Genomic DNA, 23,157 nt, shown 5'->3' on the forward strand with positions numbered 1-23,157 from the left:
CAAGAAATACCCACGCTACGATCGTGTATCAATGCAGGTTGGAAGATGGGTTTTCAAGGTCGTTGGTTTGGTGATCACCGCTCTCGGAGCGGCCACCCTGTATGCGATTTGGACGGTGGACAGCTAAGTTTATTAACGCGGAATTGCAGCTCACAACTCGGATACGCAGAACGCACTCTGGGTTCAACGCAGGCTTCTGAAATCGGCTCCAATCTTCCACGCCCGATAAGTAGAAATACCCGAAACCCCGCATTTCGTGCCAGTTTCGTTGACTCCTCAGCCCCCTCGCGCCAGAACACCTACGAAACTGACGAGAGGGCACTTTCATGAACAAGGTATATGGCAGCGCCGCCGAAGCTCTGGACGGGCTTTTGACGGACGACATGCTGATTGCCGCCGGCGGCTTTGGGCTTTGCGGCATTCCCGAGCTTCTTTTGGAAGCCATCAAGGACAGCGGCGTGAAGAATTTGACCTTCGCCTCCAACAACGCGGGCGTTGATGATTTCGGCATCGGCATCCTGCTGCAGACCAAGCAGGTGAAGAAGATGATTTCGTCCTATGTGGGCGAAAACGCCGAGTTCATGCGCCAGTACCTGTCGGGCGAGCTGGAGCTGGAGTTCAACCCGCAGGGCACTCTGGCCGAACGCATGCGCGCCGCCGGTCACGGCATCCCCGGTTTCTACACCAAAACCGGTGTGGGCACCGTGATTGCCGAAGGCAAAGACGTGAAGATGTTCAACGGTGAAGAATACATCATGGAGGAAGGCATTTTTGCCGATCTCTCCATCGTGAAAGCCTGGAAAGCCGATGAAACCGGCAACCTGATCTTCCGCAAGACCGCCCGCAACTTCAACCCGCCCGCCGCCATGTGCGGTAAGACCTGTGTGGTTGAGGTCGAGGAAATCGTGCCCACCGGCTCGCTGGATCCCGACGCGATCCACCTGCCCGGCATCTACGTGCATCGCATCATTCAAGGTGAGCACGAGAAGCGCATCGAACAACGCACCATTCGGGAGGCATAAGACATGGCTTGGGACAGAAACCAAATGGCCGCCCGCGCGGCACAGGAACTGCAAGACGGCTGGTATGTGAACCTTGGCATCGGCATCCCGACGCTGGTCTCGAACTACATCCCCGAAGGCGTCACCGTAACGCTGCAGTCGGAAAACGGCATGCTGGGCATGGGCCCCTTCCCGACCGAGGACGAGATCGACGCTGACCTGATCAACGCAGGTAAGCAGACCATCACCGAACTGCCCCAGACCGCCTATTTCGACAGCTCGATGTCGTTTGGCATGATCCGTGGCGGCAAGATCGCCATGGCGATCCTGGGCGCGATGGAAGTGGCTGAAAACGGCGATCTGGCCAACTGGATGATCCCCGGCAAGCTGGTGAAAGGCATGGGCGGCGCGATGGACCTTGTGGCCGGTGTTGGCCGCGTGGTGGTTGTGATGGATCACACCAACAAGCATGGTGATTCAAAAGTGCTGAAAGAATGCACCCTGCCCCTGACCGGCAAATCGGTCGTGGACCGCATCATCACCAATCTGGGTGTGCTGGATGTGGTCGAAGGTGGCTTGAAAATCGTCGAATGCGCCGATGGCGTGACCGAGGACGAGCTGCGCGCCGCCACCGAGGCCAAGATCGTCAACTGATCGCTGACTCTGACACAAACACGAAAGGCTCCGTTCGCGGGGCCTTTTTCGTTGCGGGCTGACCTGTGTCATGGTGCAGATGTCGACACCGTGCAATCTGGGCGCAGAGGACCCGCCATGGCTTATTTGACCCTGCCCCCCGACACACTGCCAGACGAACATATCTGCTGCGCCTTTTCCGACAAGAAATGCGCAGATGGCTATCAGGCCAAGAAAGACTGGCTGGCGCGCGAATACGCCCATGGCTACCGCTTTCGAAAACTGGACGAACGCGGCAAAATCTTCATTGAATTTGGCCCGGCTGAGGCCGCTTGGGTGCCGGTGACGGCGCCGGGGTGGATGATGATGGGCTGTTTCTGGGTCTCGGGCCGGTTCAAGGGGCACGGGCACGGCAAGGCGCTGTTGCACGACGCGCTGGAGGCCGCCCGCAGTCAGGGCCGCCACGGGCTTTTGGCCATCGCCGGGCGCAAGAAGATGCATTTTCAGAGCGATGGTAAATGGCTGATCCGGCAGGGGTTCACCGAGGTTGATCACACGGACAGCGGCTTTTCCCTGCTGGCCCTGCCCTGTGACGCGGCGCCCGCTGGCCCACCCCCGCGCTTCAACGAATGCGCGCGAACGGGGCAGATCGCTGGGGAAAAAGGCGTGACCGCCTATTACTCGAACCGCTGCCCCTTTACCGAATTTCACATCCAGACCTCCTTGGCCGAGACCTGCGAAAAGCGTGGGCTGGACCTGAAGGTGGTGAAGCTCGACACGCTGGAGGCCGCACAAAAGGCCCCCTCGCCCGCCACGATCTTCAGCCTCTTTGTGGACGGGCGGTTCGTGACCACCGACCTCAGCGCCTGTATGGACAGCCGGTTTGACAAGGCGGTCAAAGGGGCGGTGGCCAAGGCGGGCTGACTGGGCAGCTTGCCGCTTTGGTTCCTGATTGCGCGTTTTCCCTCGCATTCCCCCTGATTGTTTCATAATCTCGCCGCAATCTCCCGCCATAAGCCGGGCAATGACAATGAGCAGTGTAAACCCAGAACCGTCCGCAATCGGGAAACAATCCCGAAACGGATCCGCCACCAGCCCCAACCGGAGGCTGCGTGATACCCTTATCTTGCTTGGCCTCTTTACGCTGGTGCTGGCCGGGCTGATCGGGCTGGCCGCCGCCACGGGCTGGGAAGAGACCAAACACCAGTTGATGAAACTCTCTTGGGTGCAGTTCTCGGCCCTTCTGGGGCTGAGCCTTGTCAATTACCTCTTTCGCGGGCTGCGCTGGCATATTTTTGCCCGCAAGCTGGGTCTGCCCACGGGGTTGATGCAGGACCTGCGCCATTTCCTTGGCGGCTTTGCCATGTCGGTCACGCCGGGCCGTGTGGGGGAACTGGTGCGCATGCGCTGGCTCAAACGCGAAACCGGTTGGGCCTTTGAACGCACAGCGCCGCTTGTGCTGATCGACCGGGCGTCAGACCTGACGGCCATGGCGCTGATCCTTGGGCTGGCGCTGGCCTTTTCCACCACCGGGATCGCGGGCGGCTTGCCCGTGACCATCCTGGCGCTGATCGCCGCCTTTGCGGCCACCCGCCCGCGCCTTCTGGCCTGGATGGCCACGATGGGGCACCGCATCACCGGGCGCTTTGCCCGGCTTTGGGCCAAGGTCCGGCGGGCTGCTCATTCCCTGTCGGCCTTCACCTCGCCCACGCTGATCGCCATCGCCGCCCTTGTGGGCGTCATTGGCTGGATCGCTGAAGGCTATGCCTTTCATCTGCTTTTGATGTGGATGGGGGCCGATATCGGCTTTGCCAAAGCCGTTGCCATTTTCGTCTTTTCGACCCTTGCAGGTGGCCTGACCGGCGCACCGGGCGGGGTCGGCGGGGCCGAGGCCGCCATGGTCGCCCTTCTGTCACTGGAAGGCGTGCCGCTTGAGGTCTCGCTGCCCGCAACCGCCATCATTCGCGTAACCACGCTTTGGTTTGCGATCGGGATTGGCCTTGCCATCTTCCCCATCGCCGAGCGTAAATCACTGAGATAAGTACATGGTTTGGAAAACAACAGAATATGCCGGATGGGGGCGCGTGCTCACGGCCAAAGGTGAGCTGGCCCGCCCGGAACGCGCACGCAGCCTGAAAGCGATTGTCGCAGACAGCCCGGCGCCCGCCATTGGCAACCGCCGGTCCTATGGCGACGCCCCCCTGAACGACGAAGGCCGCGCCATCGACATGACCCGGATGAACCGGATTATCGCGTTTGACGCAGAGACAGGCGTGGTCACGGTCGAAGCCGGGATCACCATTGGCGAGCTGGCTCATATCTTTGCCCCGCAAGGCTGGTTTCCTGCCGTCATGCCCGGCACGGGCTTTGCCACTGTCGGCGGCTGCATCGCACAGGACGTGCATGGCAAGAACCACCACAACGAAGGCAGCTTCGGTCAGCATGTGCTGTCGGTCACGCTGCTCAATGGCGACAAGCGCACCGTGGCGACGCCGGGTCGCAACGCAGGGCTTTTCCGCGCCACCATGGGCGGGATCGGCCAGACCGGCGTGATCGCCGAGGCGAAACTGCAGCTGAAACCCTGCCCCGGCGACGTGATGATGGTCACGGAACGCCGCGCCAGCGGCTGGGAGGAGCATCTGTCGCTTTTGGACGCCAGCACCGCCACCTACTCGGTGGGCTGGATCGACGCCACCGCCACGGGTGACGCTCTGGGCCGCGGCATCGTGGAAGAGGCCGAACTGGCGGCGGGGCTTCTGCCCAAGGCCAAGCCCTCGAAATCCGTGCCGCTGGACGCGCCGAATTTCGCATTGTCCGGCCCCGTCGTGCGGATGTTCAACAACGCTTACTACCGCCGGGTGCCAAGCTCGGGCCGGTCCACCGTGAAACGGATCGACGACTTTTTCTTCCCGCTCGACAAGATCCACGACTGGAACCGGCTTTACGGCAAACGGGGCTTTTACCAGTTCCAGAATGTCGTCCCGCTGGATCAGGCCGATGCGCTGAAAAAGATGCTGGAAGAGATTGCCGGCGCCGGGCTGGCCTCGCCGCTGGCCGTGCTGAAACGCATGGGCACCGGGCGTGCCGGCCATATGAGCTTCCCGATGGAAGGCTATACGCTGGCCGTGGACTTCCCCGCCCGCGAGGGCGCGCGCGACCTGATTGCCATGCTGGAAGACATGACCGTGGATGCGGGCGGACGGCTTTATCTGGCCAAAGACGCGCTGGCCACGGGGCCCGCGATCAAGGCGATGTATCCTGAACATGCCGATTGGGTGAAGCTGGTGAACAAGGCCGATCCCGATGGGGCGCTGGCCACCGATATGGTGCGCCGTTTGAACCTGCGCGAGGCGGGGTAAGAAAGATGAGTGACATGACACAGAACCACTGCTGGATCATCCTTGGCGCCACCTCCTCGATGGCGCGCGCCTTTGCCCATGCGGTGGCGGATGAAGGCGCCAGCGTGATCCTTGCAGGCCGCGATATGGACGACCTGAAACGCTCGGCCACGGACCTGGCCGCGCGCGGGGTCGAGGCACAGGCGATGAAATTCGACGCCCGCGACATCGCGACATTTGCGCCGATCATCAAGGCGGCCGAAGCGCAGGACGGCGTGATCAATGCCGCCGTCTTTGTCGGCTCCATGCCCGAACAAGAGGCCATCGACGCGGACCCCAGCCTGATCGAGGGCGTGGTGAAAGACAGCCACACGGGGCCAGCCGCCTTCCTGACCATGCTCGCCCCGGTGATCGAAGCCCGCGAAGCCGGCACCGTGGTTGGCGTGGGATCGGTCGCAGGCGATCGCGGCCGCATTGGCAACTATGTCTACGGATCGGCCAAGGCGGGCTTCGCCACCTATCTGTCGGGCCTGCGCAACCGCCTGACCCGCGCGGGCGGCCATGTGGTCACCGTGAAGCCGGGCTTTGTGGATACGGCCATGACCTGGGGAATCGAGGGCATGTTCCTTGTGGCCTCGCCGCAAAAGGTGGCGCAGGACATCCTGAAGGCTGTGAAAAAGCAAAAGAACACGATCTACACGCCGTTTTTCTGGCGCTATATCATGCTGATCATCCGCCATATCCCGGAAATGATCTTCAAGAAGATGTCGATCTGAACCGCCCTTTGGGGCGTCCCAGCCCGTCATCGGTGGCTCATGCCCTTTGGTCATGAGCCTAAGGGGCGCTGCCCCTTTCGCCAAATCAGAGATTTGACGATCCCCGAGGTATCGCAATCAAGAAGAAAGAAGGCTCCTTCTTCTTGACCGAACTACCCTCGCCTAAGGCACGACATCAGCCGAGCGCAGCGAGGCCACCCCCAACCGGAGTACAGGCCGTCAGGCCGTGCTCTCCGGGCGGGAGGAAACCCGCTCTCACATCCCGAACCATTCTTGCCACAGGCCCGCGGCGTAGAACATGATCGCAATGGTGATCAGCATCAGGCCAATGCCACGTTTGTCCTTCATGGCAAAAACAATCGGGTCATAGTCCTGCTTGCCATACCAGCCCAACCGCACCATGCGGATCATCCACCAAGCGAGCGGCAGCTCCGCCACCCAGATCAGCCACTGCGTCTTGTAAAGGCCCAGCGCCTGTTCGGTGAAGCTGTAAAGGAAAAACGACACCAGCGCGGCCACCACGCCAATCCCCGCCACGTTCAGAAGGTCCGGGCGGTCGGGGCGGCCATATCCGCGTCCGGGCAGACGCTCGTCAGACGTCGCCAAGGTCAGCTCGGTCAGGCGTTTCACGCAGCCCAGCGCCAAGAACACCGGGAAAATGAAGACCAGAAGATAACCCGACACATAGATCCCGGTGGCCGCGGCACCCGCGACCACACGCAGGGTATAAAGAGAGGCCAGCATCGCGATATCCACCCAGCGCAGACGCTTGAGCTTCAGCGAATAGGCCAAAGACAGGGCCATATAGAAGGCCACAACCCCAAGGAAGGCCCAGCTGAGTGACGCTGCCACCCCCAGCGCTATCGCCGCCAGCACAAAGAAACTGGCCATGCCCACCTGAATGGGCACGGTTCCGGCTGCAAAGGGGCGTTTGCATTTCTTGACGTGCAACCGGTCCGCTTCAAGGTCCAAAAGATCATTCACCAGATAGATCGAGGACGCTGCCGCCGAGAACGCGATGATCCCCAGCACCGCCGCGACCAAAGTGCCCGCGTCAAACGCATGGGCAGCAATCATCGGCACAAGCAAAAGCACGTTCTTCACCCACTGGTGCGGCCGGAAGCTTTTCATCACGTCTTTCATGCGCCAGCCGCCGGTCACGCGGGTGACAGACTTGCCCTTGTCCTCCATCGCGCGGGCCGAGGCCTCGTCCCCCACGACCAACGCACCCTCTGCGTGATCCCAGACCGCGCGGTCCACGGGCGCATTGCCGCCATAGTCAAAGCCGCTCTCGCCAAACGCCTCAACCAAGGCCGCGGCCTTGTGCTTGCCCTTCAGGTTCACCACGCCATCCGAGGCAAAAACCCGCTCGGACAGGTCATGATCGGCGGCCAGCTGCTTGACCAAAGGTTCATGTGAGGCCGAGGCCAGAATGACCTCGCGCCCTTCGGCCTGCGCCGCGCGTGCCAAATCCAGCACCTCTTCTTCGACCGGCAAAAGATCGGTGCGCAGCTGGGCAATCTCGGCCAACTCGGCCTTCAGCCGCGCCGGGGCGCGAAAATGCGCGAAGCTGGCTTTTAAGGTGCCAATCGGGTCTTTGCCCATGCCGGCCCAAAAGCACTCGAACAACATATCGGTGCGCAAAAACGTGCCATCCACATCCAAAACCAGCGGCTTTGCCACTTTCTTGTCAGCCATTCGAATTCGCTCCCTTTACCGCGAAAACACATCCATCTGTTAAAAGCTCGGGCGGCGTCAGACACAGGCCCCGCGCCACCTGCCACGCGGCCAGCACCTTGGGCACATAAGCACGCGTTTCGGCATAAGGCGGCACACCGCCATTTTCTGTGACCGCGTTCTCGCCGGCGTTATAACCGGCCAGCGCCATGATCGGATCGCCCGCGAAATGTTCCAAAAGCCAGGCCAGATAGGCCACGCCGCCTTTGATGTTCTGCGCAGGGTCCGTGCTGTCGGTCACGCCGAACCGCGCGGCAGTGTCAGGAATCAGCTGCATCAGCCCCTGCGCCCCGGCCCCGCTTAACGCATCCGCCTTGCCTGCGCTTTCCACCGAGATCAACGCCAGCACAAGCGCAGGCGACACCCGTGTGCCCACGGTGGCGCGCAGAATATCTGTGCCATGCGCCTGCGCAATGCCCTGCAAATGCTGCAATCGCGGTTGGGGCACCCCATCGCGCCCGGATAGAAGATCAAGTGCTGCATATATATTGCTGCGCCCCTCTTCGGCGAATTTCGGAGAGATATCTGTCCAGAACCAATCCCAGGCCGTTGGGGTCGCCGGGCTTGAACTGCCAGCGTCTGGCGTCGTGCTTGTGTCGGCCGCTTTGCGAGCTGCCTCTTGCTGGGCCGGATCAATCTGAACCGTGATCCGCCGTGCGCCCGTGCTGGGCACGCCCACACGTTTGAAGGTGAAATCCTCGAACGGAGGAGGATCGCCCTCGGCATGGAGCACGCCACCAGCCCAAAGGGCCACAAATAAAGTTGTGCATCTTCGCAACCGCATGGTGCGGATCTCTGCTCTGTTATGGGGTCAAGCCTCGCCCCTTTGGAGCTGAAACCGGACCGTGCCGCCAAATTTGTTTTTTACGCTTCCCGAACAGCCTGTCTTTTTTGTCCGGGCAAATCGCATTTTCTTTGCATCGGTTTTGGCAGATTCAGCGCAAAAGAACCAGATTTTCCTTCAATTTTAACCCTATTGAACACGGCTGCGCGGGTGTTTTGGTTAATAAATCCAAGTTTTTAAGAAAAGATTTCTTTTAATTTCAATGGGATAAACAAAAAGCCTGCAAAAAATGCGTTAAGCCAGAAAAGGTACGAAACCTGCCCAACTCTCGCCCCAATCCAAGGGCTTATTAGCATCCATGCCAAGCAGCGCTGAGGGCAACACGAAACACCAAGGCGCCAAGGTTAGTAACACAGACGAGCACCTTTCGGAGGAACTGGAAAATGAAACTGTTCGAAATGATCAAAACTTTCAAGGCCGACGAAGACGGCGCTGTAACTGTTGACTGGGTCGTTCTGACCGCAGCCATCGTGGGCCTGGGCCTTGCCGTGCTGAGCTCGGTTTCGGGCGGCACCGAAGAGCTGACGAACAAGATTTCGTCGAGCCTGTCGACCATGACCATCATGACGCACTTCTAAGTCGCACAAGCGATCGAAGTGATCCCTAACTCGGAGCCTTCGGGCTCCACCCCAAATCAAAGTTTCTAAGGAGCGAAATTATGAAACTGTTCGAAATGATCAAGACCTTCAAAGCCGACGAAGACGGCGCTGTAACTGTTGACTGGGTTGTTCTGACCGCAGCCATCGTGGGCCTCGGCCTGGCCGTGCTGAGCTCGGTTTCGGGCGGCACCGAAGAGCTGACCAACAAGATCTCGTCGAGCCTGTCGACCATGACCATCATGACGCACTTCTAAGCGTCGGTCGAAAGACCAAGGCAAAGGACCGCGTCCCCTACCGGGCGCGGTCTTTTCCGTTAAGACTGCGCGGCACAGGCGCAGGGCACCCGCCGGAATTTGCCTCTGGATTGTTGCCAAATTATGTGAAATTCATTCAAAATTCACGCTTTGTGCCATATTTTGCCCCAATTGGGTGGTCACATCACAGCATGACCGATCCATCGGCTGCCCAGGTGGGCAGATCCGATCCGAGTGAAAGGAAACAACATGCGGCTGGTATTCGGACTTGTCCTTATCATTGGCGTGGGCCTTGCTGGCTTCGCTGTCTTCATGGCGAAGGACTATATTGGCGCCTATCAGGCCCAACTGGACGCCGAACGCGCCGCGCGTGCAAACGCTGTGCCGACGGTTGAAGTCTTTGTCGTCAATCGCGGGCTTCGCTATGGCGAACAGCTGACCGAGGCGGACATTCGCCCGGTGCGCTGGCCTGAGAACGCCATTCCCGATGGCACGTTCCGCGCCCTGGCCGAGATTTTCCCCGATGGCGAAAAGAAATTCCGTACCGTGTTGCGGGCCATGGAAAAAGACGAAGCCCTGATGCAGGTGAAAGTGACCAAACCGGGGGCCGATGCGGGCGTCAGTTCGCGCCTGTCAGCGGGCATGCGCGCTTTTGCCATCAAGGTTGACGTGTCCTCGGGCGTGTCAGGCTTCCTGCGCCCCGGTGACCGTGTCGATGTCTACTGGACCGGTCGCGGTGCCAGCGAACTTGGTGGTGGCACCAGCGGTGTAACCAAACTGATCTTGCCGGGCGTTCAGCTGATCGCGGTAGACCAGATCGCAGACAGCGACCAATCCGCCCCCACCATCGCCCGTACGGTCACCGTCGAAGTCACCCCCCGTCAGGTTGCGGCCCTTGCCCAGGCGCAAGCCACCGGCAACCTGTCTTTGTCCCTTGTGGGCGCCAAGGATGACACCGTGTCTGACGCGGTTGAAGTGGACCAAAGCGAGTTCACCGGCGAAACGGTCGCCAAGGAAAAAGAGGTCTGCACCGTGCGCACGCGCCGCGGCGCCGAGATCATCGAAACTCAGATCGCCTGCCCGGAATAACCGACAGGTTACCCCTTAGATGCCCGGTCCGCCTCATGCGTGGCCGGGCATTGTTGCGACATCTCCACATGAAATTGGCAGGGCAAGGCATTGATTCTTGCATTTTTTCGATTTCTAACGCAGGGTCGCTTTTAATTGGATGAAAACATCCGTCATCGGACACAAAGATCCGAGGCAAAGAACCGGGCAATGACCCACCTATCGACACGTGATCAGAGAGGCAGGATCACATGAAAATTGACAGATTTATCAAGGCGGCCCTCGTGGGCCTTGCGTTTGGAGTCGCATCAGCGCCAATCGGTACTAGTGCAGAAACCCTGCGCGTCATGAGCGGCGGGCCATCAAGCGCCCTGAAGGTGCCGATGAACCGGGCCGTGGTTGTGGAAAGCGACGCACCATTTGCCGAGCTTTCGATTGCCAATCCCGGCATTGCGGATATCTCGACCCTTTCGGACCGTACAATTTACGTGCTGGGCAAGGCGCCCGGCCGAACCACGCTGACCCTGTTGGGCGGCGACGGCAAGCTGATTTCGAATGTCGAGGTCCATGTGTCCCCTGACATCGCCGAATTCAAAGAACGTCTGCGCCAGATCCTTCCCGGTGAACAGATCGAAGTGCGCACCGCCAATGACGGTGTGGTCATGTCGGGCATGGTGTCGACCGTGGCCAATCTGGACCGCGCTCTGGAACTGGCTGAACGCTACGCGCCCGAACGTGTATCGAACCTGATGACGGTCGGCGGCAACCAGCAGGTGATGCTGAAAGTCCGCTTTGCCGAAATGAGCCGCACCGTGCGCAAGTCGCTGTCCAGCTCGATCCGTTTTGGCGGCAATGTTGGCAGTGTTGGCACACAGGCAGGCACCGGCACGCTGATCAGCGGCGCCAATGCGAGCCGCACCTCGTCAGACCCGGTTGTGCTGGCTGAGGGATCAAAAGGCGGCATGCTCTTCAACTTTGGCGCTGGCAGCCTGCAGATGAATGTTTTGCTGGAAGCCCTTGAAAGCAAAGGCGTTATCCGCACGTTGGCCGAACCGAACCTGACCGCCCTCTCGGGTCAGGAAGCCTCGTTCCTGGCCGGTGGCGAATACCCGATCCCGATCTCGAACGAAGAGGGCGCGATCTCGATCGAATATAAACCCTTCGGTGTCGAGCTCAGCTTTACGCCGCGCGTCTTGGGCGATGATCTGATCAACCTGACCATGAAAGCGGCCGTGTCCGGTCTGGACAACTCGGTGGCCTTTGATGGCGGCAATATCAGCGTGAACTCGTTCCGCCGCCGCGAAACCTCGACCACCGTGGAAATGCGGGATGGTGAAAGCTTTGCCATCGCCGGGCTGATCGAAGATGAGTTTACCGATCTGATCGGCTCGGTGCCGTGGCTGGGTGATATCCCGGTGCTGGGCGCCCTGTTCCGGTCGACCGAATATGAACGTGCGCAATCCGAACTGGTCATCATCGTGACCGCCCATATGGTCACGCCGACACGCGGTGACGTGCTGGCAGTGCCCACCGACCGCATCCGCCCGCCATCTGAAAAGGACCTGTTCCTCTTTGGCAAAACCGCCGCCCCCAACCGCCCCGCGAAAGGGGCTGCGGGCGAAGTTGCGCAACAGGACTTCTCTGGGTCCTACGGCTACGTGATGGAGGACTGAGACATGGCCTTGAAACGGATCAAACCGCTGCTCGCCGCCAGTTCGGTCATCGCCCTTCTGGCAGGTTGTGGCGACAACAGCGAAGCGATGCACTTCTGGACAAACGAAGCTGGTGGGAGCCTGGACGAGGGCTATTTTGGCGCCCCAACCGCCCATAATATCGGCGTTCATTCGGGTCAGATCAGCGTTGTGGCGGGCCTGGCAGAACGCTTTAACCAAGAGGTGGGCGACACGGTCAACTTTGCCTTCAACAGCGCCACGCTGGATGAGGCCGCCCGTGCAACCCTGCGCCAGCAGGCCCATTGGATCCGCCAGTTCCCCGAACTGCGCTTCCGCGTCTATGGCCATACCGACCTTGTGGGCGGCCCGGCTTATAACAAGCGTCTTGGCATGCGTCGCGCGCGCGCCGTGGTCAATTATCTTGTGTCGAACGGCGTCAGCCGCGCCCGTCTGGAGGCCGTCGTCAGTTACGGCGAAACCCAGCCTTTGGTCGCGACCGAAAACCGCGAGATGCGCAACCGTCGCACGGTGACCGAAGTCACCGGTTTCGTAAATCGCCACCCCACCGTGATGAGCGGCAAATACGGCGAGATCGTGCATCGCACCTATGTGGAAAGCGCCGAGCCGACCTCGGATCTGAGCAATGGGGCCGTGGCGACCATCACCGACGGCTGACACGCCAAAAAATCAAATCAGAAGGAAGGCGTGACATATTCACGCCTTTTTTCATTTGTGGTTTTGAAGACAAAAGCCGCGACAAAACAGTTCCCGATCTATTGTCTCCGCGGGCTGAACACCCCCTAACCTGTTGTTTTAAAGCCTTTTGACACGCCAACCGGCGCCTAACCTGCCTGATCACACGGCCGGTTTCGCCCTGTCTCGTCTCAAGAAACAGAAACGCGAAAGTCGCCGGATCGTCCCAAAAGAACGAATAATTTGGCCGTTTCAGCCGCATTCTTGCCCAGATTCACTGTCAAATCTGGGTCTGTATTGGGAGCAGTCCGTTTGCCGAAACTGGTGCGGATGCTGAAACCTGAATGAGGGCCGGGGCGGAGAACCCGTAACTGGTCACCTGAGTAAAAGGAACGAGGCTATGAGTGGGAGTGTTGCATTGCAAGTCGACCCGGAACCGATCGTGGCCTGCACGATCTCGCGGGACGTGCAGAATTTCGATTTGCTGATCGAAGACATGGAAACCGAACTGGGCGAAGCCTGGGGTGATCTGTCTTTGGATGACGCAATCACGTTTTTCTCGCAGCCCGATGCTGAGGCGCTGGAATTTGTGGCAATTGCCATGGATGATCAGGACGAGGCCGACCTGTCGAAGGTTGCCGCCATCATCAAGCAAGCCGCTGAAAAAGATATCAAGGTGATCGTGATCGCCGAAGAGGTCAGCCCCATCGCGCTGCACCAGCTTTTGAAGCTGGGCGCCGAGGAGTTTGTCCCCTACCCGCTGCCCGAAGGGGCCTTGCATGATGCCATTGACCGGCTGCGCAACGCACCGCCGGCGCATCTGGCCCCTGTTGATGACAGCCACGAGACCACGCTGAAAGCCACCGGCGACCGCGAGGCCGTGATCCTTGCCGTTCAGGGCATGGCCGGTGGATCGGGCGCGACCACGCTGGCCGTCAATCTGGCCTGGGAACTGACGCAGGATGCCGCGACGGGCAAGAAAAAGAAAAAAGCACAGGAACAAGCGGAAAAACCGCGCGTTTGCCTGTTGGATTTTGGCCTGCAGTTCGGATCGGTCGCCACCTATCTGGATCTGCCCCGCCGCGATGTTGTCTATGAACTTCTGTCTGACACCGAAGTGATGGATCAGGAAGTGTTCATGCAGGCGCTTCAGACCTATGAGGACCGCCTGCAGGTGCTGACAGCCCCGGCAGACATGCTGCCGCTGGATCTGGTCACATCTGAAGACATCCAGCGCATTGTCGAAATGGCACGCCTGAATTTTGACTATGTGATCATCGACATGCCGCAAACCGTGGTGCAATGGACCGAAACGGTTCTGTCGGCCGCACATGTGTATTTCGCCACTTTGGAGCTGGACCTGCGGTCCGCGCAGAACACGCTGCGCATGATCAAGGCGCTGAAAGCGGAAGAACTGCCCTATGAAAAGCTGCGCTATGTGCTGAACCGCGCGCCGAAATTCACCGACTTGTCGGGCAAATCGCGCGTCAAGCGCCTGGCGGAAAGCCTGGACATCGCGATCGAAGTGCAACTGCCCGATGGCGGCAAGCAAATCACCCAGGCGGGTGATCACGGGGCGCCTTTGGCGATGGCTGCGGCCAAGAACCCGCTGCGCAAGGAAATCCAGACCCTCGCCACATCGGTGCGCGAAGTGAACGAGGCAGAGGCGGTGGCCCAATAAGGGCCGCGCCATCTTGAAAAGCTGAACCGGAGGCGAGATGTTTTCACGCTACAAAAAACCCGCTGCAAAACCCGCGGCCACAGGCACCCCTCAACTGAAAGCGGTTGAGGGCGGCAAATCCGCAGCCGCGGCCCCTGCCCCGGCAGCGCCCGCCGCGTCCGCCGCGCAAACGGCCAAACCCGTTGCCGCGCGCAAGCAGGTTGCCGCGTCAGTGCCAGCCAAACCGGCAGCCACGGACAAGGAAAAAAAGCGCAAAGAGCGTCTGGGAGAGCTGAAAACAGAACTTCACAAAGAGCTGCTGGACAACCTCAACCTCGCAGCCCTTGAGGGGGCTTCGGAAAAGGATCTACGCGCAGAAATCACTGATATTGCGTCGGAGTTTCTGACGACACGTGATGTGGTTCTGACCCGTGATGAACGGCTGACGCTGAACCAGGAACTGTTTGACGAAGTGACGGGCCTGGGCCCGCTTGAAACGCTTTTGCAAGATGACAGCGTGAACGATATTCTGGTCAACGGTCCGCAGCAGGTTTTCGTGGAACGCGCCGGTAAACTGCAGCTGACCGATGTGACGTTCAAAGATGAGCGCCACCTTTTGCGCATCATCGACAAGATCGTGTCCGCCGTGGGACGTCGCGTGGATGAAAGCAACCCGCATGTGGACGCCCGTCTGGCAGATGGCTCGCGTTTCAACGCCATGGTGCCGCCGATTGCGGTGGATGGTTCGCTGGTGTCGATCCGTAAGTTCAAAAAGGACAAGCTGGGCATCAACGAGCTGGTGGATTTCGGCGCCTTCTCGGAAGAGATGGCCGCCTATCTGCAGGCCGCCGTTGCAACGCGCCTGAACGTGATCGTATCGGGTGGTACTGGCTCTGGTAAGACCACCACGCTCAATGCCCTGTCGTCCTTCATCGATGACAGCGAGCGCATTCTGACGATCGAGGATACGGCGGAACTTCAGCTGCAACAGACCCATGTGGGCCGGATGGAAAGCCGCCCTGCCAACGTCGAAGGCAAGGGGGCCGTCAGTCAGCGCGACTGTTTGAAAAACGCTCTGCGTATGCGCCCGGACCGGATCATCGTGGGTGAGACGCGTGGCGAAGAAGTTATCGACATGTTGCAGGCGATGAACACTGGCCACGACGGGTCCATGACCACGATCCACGCCAACTCGGCACGTGACGGGATTTCGCGTCTGGAAAACATGGTCGCCATGGCCGGCATCGAGATGCCGCTGAAGGCCGTGCGCAGCCAGATCGCCTCGGCTGTGAACCTGATCGTGCAGGCCAGCCGCCTGCAAGACGGGTCGCGTCGTATGGTCTCGATCACCGAGATCACAGGTATGGAAGGCGAGGTCATCTCGATGCAGGAAGTGTTCCGTTACGAACGCCTTGGCCTGTCGCCCGACGGCAAGATCATCGGGCGTTTCAACGCGACCGGCGTGCGTTCGCACTTCTCGGACCGGTTCCGTCAGTGGGGCTATGACCTGCCCGCATCCATCTATGAGCCGATTGGAGGCTAAGACATGCAAATCTCAGCGGAACCTATCATCTATGGCCTGATCTTCCTGGCCGTGATCTTGTTGGTTGAAGGCATCTATCTGACCGTTTTCGGCAAATCGATCAGCCTGAACAACAAGGTCAACCGCCGGCTGGACATGCTGGAAAAGGGTGCTGCCCGCGAAGAGGTGCTGGAAAAACTCCGCAAGGAGATGGGCCAGCACATGAAGGCACAGGGCATCCCGTTTTATTCGCTTCTGGCGAACAAGGCGCAGATGGCCTCGATCGCGTTCACTCCCGCCCAGATCGTGATGCTGATGGGCGCGCTGTCTGTTGTGGCTTATCTGGGCTTGACCGTCGGCACAGGGGCATCAGCTCCGATCCGCGCAGGTGTCGCGGTCTTGATGGGCGTCGGTGGCATCTATACCTGGATCAACAACAAGGCCAAGAAACGCATGGGGTTGATCGAAGAACAACTGCCCGATGCGGTGGAGCTGATGGTACGGTCTTTGCGCGTGGGTCACCCGTTTTCATCGGCCATTCACATCGTCGCCAAAGAGGTCCCCGACCCCTTGGGCACAGAAATGGGCATGATCGCAGACGAAGCTGCCTATGGCCGCGACGTGGGCGAGGCGCTGGCCGCCATGGCCGAACGTCTGGACAATCAGGACATGCGCTTTCTGGCCGTGGCTGTGACCATTCAGCAGACCTCGGGCGGTAACCTCGCCGAGATCCTTGACGGGTTGGCCAAGGTGATCCGCTCGCGCTTCAAACTGTTTCGCCGCGTGCGTGCCATCACGGCCGAGGCGAAATGGTCCGGCAACTTCCTGTCGGGCTTCCCGCTGATGGCTCTGGTGGGCATCAACGTGGCCCAGCCGAACTATTATGACGCGGTGCAGGATACCCCGTATTTCATCCCGGCCTGCCTTGTGGTTGGCGGCTTCCTTCTGGCGAACCTTATCGTCATGCGGATGCTTGTGAACATCAAAGTCTGATCGGGCGAGGAGCACAGATATGCAACAGTTGAATGACTTTCTGGTGAACCTCTTGGGGCCGATGGGACCGCTTTACGCGGTGGGCGGCCTGGGGGTCATCATGGTGCTGGTCACCCTGCCGATCCTGCTCAAGCGCGACGCTGATCCGCTGGACAAGATCAAAGATGCCCGCGTGCGGGTCCATCAGGATGGCGAAAAGATGGATCTGCGCGTCGGCGGCGGCGGCAAAGACAAGCTCGAGAAATACTCGGCCTTTCTGGAACCGCAGAACGAAGAAGAATACTCGGCCATCCAGCTGAAGCTTTTGCAAGCGGGCTATCCGGGCAAAGACGCTGTGCGCACCTTCCACTTTGCGCAGATGGCACTGGGCCTTGGCCTGCTGGCCTTTGGTGTTCTGCTGACCTTCCTCAAGGTGCAGAACGGGCAGGAAATGACGGCCCAGGAACGCATGATCTGGATCCTCGTGCCCGGTGTGGCCGGCTATATGCTGCCCAAATACTGGGTCACCCGCCGGGTCGAGACCCGCAAGGAAGAGATCATCAATGGCTTTCCCGATGCGCTGGACATGATGCTGACCTGCGTCGAGGCCGGCCAGTCCCTGGATCAGGCCATCCTGCGTGTCTCCAAGGAAATCCACGCCTCTTACCCGGCGCTGGCAGACGAGTTCTCAATCGTATCGCACGAGCTGAAAGCGGGTAAGGATCGCATTCAGGTGCTGCGCGACATGTCCGAACGTTCGGGCGTGGCAGATGTGGCCAGCTTCGTGACCGTGATGATCCAATCGGCCACATTCGGGACATCCATCGCAGATGCGTTGCGGGTCTATGCCGGTGAAATGCGTGACAAGCGCGTGATGCGGGCCGAAGAAAAAGCCAACACCCTGCCCACCAAGATGACGCTGGCCACGATGCTTCTGACCGTGCCACCGCTTCTGTTGATCTTGATCGGGCCGTCAATCTACGGCATCTATGAGACGCTGCAGAATGTCCGGTTCTGACGCATTGACGAAACCACGCCGGGCGCCAAGGAACTGAACACCATGCGCCTTTCCCCGGCCCTTTTCAAAATGCCCCGCCTCATGCGCGGGGCATTTGTCATTTTCACCCCGGTGTTTCTGGCCCTGACAGGCTGTGAGCGCAGCACCGGATTTGCTGACAAAGAAGGCAGCAAATTCGCACCCAGCACCTTGAAACGCGGCGCCAAAACCGAAGACGGGCTGGTCGTTGGCCACCGTCTGACCGCCGCGGGTGAACACGAACTGGCGCTGAAAGCCTATCTGCGCGCGGCCAGCGAACAGGGGGTGACACCCGAAGTGCTTTCGGCGATCGGATCAGCCAATCTTCGGCTGGGTCGTCTGGGACAGGCCGAAACAATCCTGCGCCGCGCCACGGAACTGGACCCCGAATTTGCCCCGGCCTGGAACAATCTGGGCGTTGTTCTGATGGAACAGGGCGAAATTGCCGAAGCAGCCCGTGTCTTCCAGGTCGCATTTGGCGTGGATCGTGGCGAAACTGCCCAAATTCGCGAGAATTTGCGCTTGGCGCTCGCAAATTTGGAAAATCCCGACTATGCTCCCAAGCATAATGAGACATTCGCGTTGGTGCGGCGGGGTTCAGGGGACTACCTGCTTCAGTCCGACATCTAAGCGAAGACACGAGCAGTAAAGGACGCAAAAATGCGCCATCCCATTCTTGTGACGCTCTGCCTTGGCAGTGCGATGGCCCTGTCAGCCTGCCAAAAGCCGGGCGATAAGGGCGAAGACGTTGAACGTGCCCTGGCCGATGTCAACGTGATCGATGAAAGCAACCTCAACGACATCATGCTGACCGTGGGTGACCCCGGCGAAGCTGTTGCCTATTTCAAACGCGCCGTGGCGGGCCAGCCCGACAGGATCGACCTGCAGCGCGGCCTTGGCCAGTCCTTGGTGCGCGCCAAACAGCCGACCGAGGCCGTGGGCGTGTGGAAAAAGGTTGTCGCCAGCTCTGAAGCGACCGCCGAAGACCGCGTATCGCTGGCCGATGCGCTGATCCGGTCGGGCGACTGGGATCAGGCCGAAACGGTTCTGGACAAAGTGCCGCCCACCCATGAAACCTACCGCCGCTACCGGCTGGAGGCGATGATTGCAGACAGCAATCAGGAATGGAAAAAGGCCGACAGCTTTTATCAAACCGCGGTTGGGCTGACCACAAATCCCGGTTCCGTCATGAACAACTGGGGCTACTCGAAACTGACCCGTGCGGATTACAAAGGCGCCGAAAAGCTCTTTTCGCAGGCCTTGGAATACGATCCCAAACTCTTCACCGCAAAGAACAACCTTGTTCTGGCACGCGCCGCCCAGCGCAAATACGATCTGCCGGTCGTGCCGATGACCCAGGTGGAACGGGCACAGCTTTTGCACACGATGGGCCTGTCCGCGATCAAACGTGGTGATGTCGCCATCGGCAAAGGCCTGTTGCGCGAAGCCATCGACACCCACCCGCAGCATTTTGAGGCCGCAACCCGCGCGCTTCAGGCGCTGGAAAACAACGTCTCCAACGGGTGATCCGCCGATGAATGTGGCTCAATCCGGCGCAACAGCGCTTGCCTTCCTGCCTTTTGTCGTGCCTGTCGCGGCTTGGGCGATCTGGTCTGATCTGTCACGCATGAAGATCCCGAACAAATCGGTGATGGCGCTGGTTGCCGTCTTCGCCGTTGTCGGGTTCTTTGCGCTCGACCTGACCGAATACCTGTGGCGCTGGTCACATCTGGCGGTCGTTCTGGTGATAGGCTTTGTCATGAACATGATGCGTATGCTGGGTGCAGGGGATGCGAAATTTGCCGCAGCCATGGCCCCTTTCGTCGCCGTGGATGACGGGTTTCTTATCCTCACCCTTCTGGCCGTGATGATCGTTCTTGGCTTTGTGTCCCATCGCGTCATGCGCAATATCCCCGCGATACGCGCCGCCACTCCGAACTGGGAAAGCTGGCAAAGGCGAGACTATCCCATGGGTCTGAGCCTTGGGGCCACCTTGATCCTCTACCTTGTGCTTGGTGCGTTTTTCGCAGGCTAAAGCCATCGCAGACCAAGATCCCAAACACAAAAAAGCCCGCAGCGCCATCCGGCCTGCGGGCTTTTCTTCGCTTGCTGGAGGGGGCTTTAGCCCGCTTCCTCTGCATCCTCTTCTTTGACTGGCTCAACCTTCTTGGGCTTCTCCCCCGGCAGCGCATAAAGCGTGTAAAGCTCGGTGCGGCGCACCTCGGTCACCTTGTCGATCCAGTCCTGCCCTGACACCTCGTTCAGGATTTTCATACGTGTATCGGCGGAAAGCGGGCAGCTGGGCACCATCAGGAAATCCGCGTTTTCGATGCCTGACAGATCGCCGTAATACCAAGGCGCCCCGCCCTTCAGCGGCGTCAGGTCGGCATACATCCAATAGCTCGACAAAAGGTCGGCGGTGAAGATTTGCGCGCCCTTGCCACCCGGCCAGCCTGCAATGTCATCTGCAACGGTCTTGAACCAGGCCACCATACCCAGCTCAAGCGAACAAAAGGGCAAATCCTCGCCTTTGAAATTCACCGCAGAATCCGTGCGCGCCTCTTCATCGTAATATGCTGCAAACACCGTGTCCGGACCATCAAGCGCGCGGCGCACATCCACGCGGTAAGCCCGTGGCGCGAAGGTCTGCAAATCCTCATGCACGCCGGTTCCGGGCATCAGCGGAGCATAATCCTCGACATCGGTTGAGGCATGACGCAACGGGCTGACAGCCATGTTCAGAAAGCTGGGCAGTGACAACATCAAGGCCGCTAATCCGGCCATCGGGATGGCGCGGCTCAAGTCCCAGCCGAAACCATTCCGGATCGGCTGCTCGGGCGTCATCGCCATCAACAAAAGCCCCAGAAGCCACAGCCATTGCGGATCATTTCCGAAGTTCTGGAAGGTCACGTAGAAGAACCCCGGCACCAGCAACAAAAGCATCAATCCCTGCGACATGCGCCCGGCCTGCCTGAGCAGGATCACCGCGCCGACCCCGACCATGGAGCCGCCCAAATAAGCCGGCGCCGAGATCACATCCTCGAGCGAGCGGCCCGGATAGGGTCGAATGTCCGACCCCGCCACGTTCAGAAGATCGCGCAGGTAAGCCAGCCAGAAAATCGGCGTGCCGACCCAAAGCGTGACCAAAACCACTGCAACACCTCCTGCAAGAAGGCCCCACAGCACTGTTTTCCACGCCCCGCGCGCAAAAAGCCCGACCAGAACCGGTACGAAGAAGGCGGCGAAATAGGTAACCTTGATCAGGGCCATAGCCGCCATGGCCAGGCCAATCACCACCCCGTCCAGCTCCTCGCGGTCCTGCCCGCGCGCGGGCAACATTGCGGTTGCGATGGCCAGAAACGCCGCCGCCCAAGCCCAGCGGTTGTAATGCATGGAAATCGAGACCGCGTCATTCGCCTCGCCATGCACCAGCGCCACGGCGTAGACAAGGATCGTCGCGGCGAAAACAAAGCGCCAGCCCTTGGCAAAGCGGCTTTGCGCAACCCAGTAAGCGGCCGGAAAAAAGGCAAGCGCCACAAGGAATTGGCCCGCGATGATCGATTGCCCGACGCCGTACCCTGCCTTGATAAACACGGCGATGGGCGCAAAGGCCATGACCCCGATCGGGGTTACGAAATTCAGATGTGGCCAGTCGCCGTCCCCCATGCGCAACAGCATTTGCAACAGATGCAGCGTGTCGCCTTCATGCTTGCCAATGTAAAAACCGCCCTTGGCAAAACCCACGGCCGCGAAGCCCGCAAGCAAGACCGCCATGAAGGCTGCCAAAATCTTTCCACTTTCTTTGCTCATACCTGCCCTCATTCTTTTGTAGCTAAATTAGCGTCAATGCGTCGTTCAGCAAAGCTTTGTAAAGCCTGACAGGGTTTTATGGGCGGCTGAGGGACCGGCGCAACAACAGATCGATCGAGCACAAAAATGAACATGCAAACCGCAGACATGATTGCGCCCCCGGCGCTGAAGACGGCCTCGGAAACGGGGCTGACCACGGTGATGATGCGTGACATCCTTTTGAAAACGATGTTTCGCACCAACCTTGAACGGATCACCGATCTGGAACGCGCTCTTTGCGTGCCCGGGCGCGTCGTTCAGGAACTGGTGGACTTGTGCCGCGATGGCGGCCTGGTCGAGGCGATGGGCACGCTGCATGCGGGCGCTCAGAGCACTGAAATGGGTTATCGCCTGTCAGACACCGGCAAAGCCCGCGCGCTGGATGCGCTGTCGCAATCCGAGTATTTCGGCGCGATGCCAATTCCGATGGATGTCTATGCCAAGCAGGTGAAACGCCAGTCGATCCGCAACATCCAGATGACACGCGGGCAGCTGACCGGGGCCATGGGGCACCTGATCCTGCCGCCGGACCTGCTGGACCAGCTTGGGCCCGCAGTCGGCTCGGGCCGCTCGATCCTGATGTATGGCCCGCCGGGCAACGGGAAATCCTCAATCTCAAACGGTATCCGTGACGCGCTTGGCGACCAGATCTACGTGCCGCGCGCCATCGAGTATTCCGGGCAGGTCATCACCGTCTATGACCCGATTGTGCACACCGCCGTCGAAGAGGAAGAGACCGAAGCGACCGCGCTGCGCCGTAAGGACAAGAAATTTGACCGCCGCTATGTCATCTGCGACCGCCCAACGGTGATCACGGGTGGTGAATTGACACTTGATATGCTGGATCTGGTCTATAACCCGACCGCGCGCACATATACGGCGCCGCTTCAGTTCAAATCCACCGGCGGCGTTTTCATCGTCGATGACCTTGGCCGTCAGGCCGATCCGCCCCAGGCGCTGATCAACCGTTGGATTGTGCCATTGGAAGAAAGCAAGGACATTCTGGCCCTGCAATCAGGCGAGAAGTTCGAAGTGCCGTTTGACACGCTGGTCATTTTCTCGACCAACTTCCACCCCAACAAGATCTTCGATAAGGCGGCGTTGCGCCGGATTTTCTACAAGATCAAGATCGACGGGCCGGATCAGGAGGGCTTTCTGAAAATCTTCGCCATGGTCGCGAAGAAGAAGAAAATGCCGCTGTCGCAAGACGCGCTCATTCACCTTCTGAAGAACAAATACCCGACAATCGACAATGTCTATGCGAACTACCAGCCGGTGTTCCTGATCGACCAGATGATCTCGATTTGTGAGTTTGAAGGCATTCCCTACCAGATGACACCCGAGCTGATCGATCGGGCATGGGAAAACATGTTCGTGAAGGAAGAAGAGATCATTCACTGATCCCTTCACCAAGTTTTCGCAACCAGAAATCCGGGCGGGCCACAAGGACAACGTGCCCGCCCGGTTCCGTTTGCCGAATGCAAGGGGAGCGTTCGGCAAAA

The 23,157-nt window shown here is 59.6% G+C and carries 22 protein-coding genes; 19 read left to right on the forward strand and 3 right to left on the reverse strand.

Going from position 1 to position 23,157, the window contains the following annotated elements; genetic code table 11:
• Positions 1–326: 326 nt before the first annotated feature.
• From ACRY08_RS00875 to ACRY08_RS00900, 6 genes are all read left to right on the forward strand, one after another.
• On the forward strand, positions 327–1,022 hold the full coding sequence (locus ACRY08_RS00875) for a CoA transferase subunit A (RefSeq protein WP_432447921.1): 696 nt from the start codon (positions 327–329) through the stop codon (positions 1,020–1,022).
• Between the two features lie 3 nt (positions 1,023–1,025).
• On the forward strand, positions 1,026–1,655 hold the full coding sequence (locus ACRY08_RS00880) for a 3-oxoacid CoA-transferase subunit B (protein WP_432447922.1): 630 nt from the start codon (positions 1,026–1,028) through the stop codon (positions 1,653–1,655).
• A 117-nt stretch (positions 1,656–1,772) separates the two neighbouring features.
• Positions 1,773–2,558, forward strand: coding sequence for a YoaP domain-containing protein (locus ACRY08_RS00885; protein ID WP_432447923.1), 786 nt, complete (start codon positions 1,773–1,775; stop codon positions 2,556–2,558).
• A gap of 106 nt (positions 2,559–2,664) precedes the next feature.
• Positions 2,665–3,675 carry a lysylphosphatidylglycerol synthase transmembrane domain-containing protein gene (locus ACRY08_RS00890; RefSeq protein ID WP_432447924.1) on the forward strand — a complete coding sequence of 337 codons (1,011 nt, stop codon included), beginning with the start codon at positions 2,665–2,667 and terminating at the stop codon, positions 3,673–3,675.
• Positions 3,676–3,679: 4 nt separating this feature from the next.
• The gene (locus tag ACRY08_RS00895) at positions 3,680–4,993 is read left to right on the forward strand and encodes an FAD-binding protein (protein WP_432447925.1); all 1,314 of its coding nucleotides are present in this window, start codon (positions 3,680–3,682) and stop codon (positions 4,991–4,993) included.
• A 5-nt stretch (positions 4,994–4,998) separates the two neighbouring features.
• On the forward strand, positions 4,999–5,748 hold the full coding sequence (locus tag ACRY08_RS00900) for an SDR family oxidoreductase (RefSeq protein ID WP_432447926.1): 750 nt from the start codon (positions 4,999–5,001) through the stop codon (positions 5,746–5,748).
• 255 nt (positions 5,749–6,003) lie between these two features.
• On the opposite strand, the gene ACRY08_RS00905 is transcribed toward ACRY08_RS00900, so the two are convergent.
• The gene (locus ACRY08_RS00905) at positions 6,004–7,446 is read right to left on the reverse strand and encodes a UbiA family prenyltransferase (protein ID WP_432447927.1); all 1,443 of its coding nucleotides are present in this window, start codon (positions 7,444–7,446) and stop codon (positions 6,004–6,006) included.
• Positions 7,439–8,269, reverse strand: a complete 831-nt coding sequence (locus ACRY08_RS00910; protein WP_432447928.1) for a lytic transglycosylase domain-containing protein — start codon at positions 8,267–8,269, stop codon at positions 7,439–7,441. Before ACRY08_RS00910 ends, ACRY08_RS00905 begins: the two co-directional genes overlap by 8 nt.
• A 443-nt stretch (positions 8,270–8,712) precedes the next feature.
• Here ACRY08_RS00910 and ACRY08_RS00915 point away from each other — a divergent pair, with 443 nt between their 5' ends.
• From ACRY08_RS00915 to ACRY08_RS00970, 12 genes are all read left to right on the forward strand, one after another.
• Positions 8,713–8,907 carry a Flp family type IVb pilin gene (locus ACRY08_RS00915; protein WP_432447929.1) on the forward strand — a complete coding sequence of 65 codons (195 nt, stop codon included), beginning with the start codon at positions 8,713–8,715 and terminating at the stop codon, positions 8,905–8,907.
• Between the two features lie 80 nt (positions 8,908–8,987).
• On the forward strand, positions 8,988–9,182 hold the full coding sequence (locus ACRY08_RS00920) for a Flp family type IVb pilin (protein WP_432447929.1): 195 nt from the start codon (positions 8,988–8,990) through the stop codon (positions 9,180–9,182).
• A 249-nt stretch (positions 9,183–9,431) separates the two neighbouring features.
• Positions 9,432–10,271: a Flp pilus assembly protein CpaB gene (gene cpaB / locus ACRY08_RS00925; protein ID WP_432447930.1), complete on the forward strand. Its 840-nt coding sequence runs from the start codon at positions 9,432–9,434 to the stop codon at positions 10,269–10,271.
• Between the two features lie 230 nt (positions 10,272–10,501).
• The gene (locus tag ACRY08_RS00930; RefSeq protein ID WP_432447931.1) at positions 10,502–11,923 is read left to right on the forward strand and encodes a type II and III secretion system protein family protein; all 1,422 of its coding nucleotides are present in this window, start codon (positions 10,502–10,504) and stop codon (positions 11,921–11,923) included.
• A 3-nt stretch (positions 11,924–11,926) separates the two neighbouring features.
• Entirely contained in the window at positions 11,927–12,598 is a 672-nt protein-coding gene (locus ACRY08_RS00935; RefSeq protein ID WP_432447932.1) for an OmpA family protein, read from the forward strand.
• Between the two features lie 418 nt (positions 12,599–13,016).
• Positions 13,017–14,297, forward strand: a complete 1,281-nt coding sequence (locus ACRY08_RS00940; RefSeq protein WP_432447933.1) for an AAA family ATPase — start codon at positions 13,017–13,019, stop codon at positions 14,295–14,297.
• Between the two features lie 37 nt (positions 14,298–14,334).
• Positions 14,335–15,819 carry a CpaF family protein gene (locus ACRY08_RS00945; RefSeq protein ID WP_432447934.1) on the forward strand — a complete coding sequence of 495 codons (1,485 nt, stop codon included), beginning with the start codon at positions 14,335–14,337 and terminating at the stop codon, positions 15,817–15,819.
• A gap of 3 nt (positions 15,820–15,822) precedes the next feature.
• Positions 15,823–16,791 carry a type II secretion system F family protein gene (locus ACRY08_RS00950; RefSeq protein WP_432447935.1) on the forward strand — a complete coding sequence of 323 codons (969 nt, stop codon included), beginning with the start codon at positions 15,823–15,825 and terminating at the stop codon, positions 16,789–16,791.
• 19 nt (positions 16,792–16,810) lie between these two features.
• A complete protein-coding gene (locus tag ACRY08_RS00955; protein WP_432447936.1) occupies positions 16,811–17,788 on the forward strand; it encodes a type II secretion system F family protein in 978 nt (325 codons plus the stop codon).
• A gap of 81 nt (positions 17,789–17,869) precedes the next feature.
• Positions 17,870–18,436, forward strand: coding sequence for a tetratricopeptide repeat protein (locus ACRY08_RS00960; RefSeq protein ID WP_432447937.1), 567 nt, complete (start codon positions 17,870–17,872; stop codon positions 18,434–18,436).
• A gap of 30 nt (positions 18,437–18,466) precedes the next feature.
• Positions 18,467–19,333 carry a tetratricopeptide repeat protein gene (locus ACRY08_RS00965; protein WP_432447938.1) on the forward strand — a complete coding sequence of 289 codons (867 nt, stop codon included), beginning with the start codon at positions 18,467–18,469 and terminating at the stop codon, positions 19,331–19,333.
• A 7-nt stretch (positions 19,334–19,340) separates the two neighbouring features.
• The gene (locus ACRY08_RS00970; RefSeq protein WP_432447939.1) at positions 19,341–19,841 is read left to right on the forward strand and encodes an A24 family peptidase; all 501 of its coding nucleotides are present in this window, start codon (positions 19,341–19,343) and stop codon (positions 19,839–19,841) included.
• A gap of 86 nt (positions 19,842–19,927) precedes the next feature.
• Here the strand turns inward: ACRY08_RS00970 and ACRY08_RS00975 are convergent, their stop codons facing one another.
• Positions 19,928–21,616, reverse strand: coding sequence for a hypothetical protein (locus ACRY08_RS00975; protein ID WP_432447940.1), 1,689 nt, complete (start codon positions 21,614–21,616; stop codon positions 19,928–19,930).
• Positions 21,617–21,742: 126 nt separating this feature from the next.
• Between ACRY08_RS00975 and ACRY08_RS00980 the strand changes: the two genes are divergently transcribed.
• The gene (locus tag ACRY08_RS00980) at positions 21,743–23,056 is read left to right on the forward strand and encodes an ATPase (protein WP_432447941.1); all 1,314 of its coding nucleotides are present in this window, start codon (positions 21,743–21,745) and stop codon (positions 23,054–23,056) included.
• Positions 23,057–23,157 lie beyond the last annotated feature (101 nt).

Source organism: Aliiroseovarius marinus, from assembly GCF_050881025.1.
GTDB classification, from domain to species: Bacteria; Pseudomonadota; Alphaproteobacteria; order Rhodobacterales; family Rhodobacteraceae; genus Aliiroseovarius; species Aliiroseovarius marinus_A.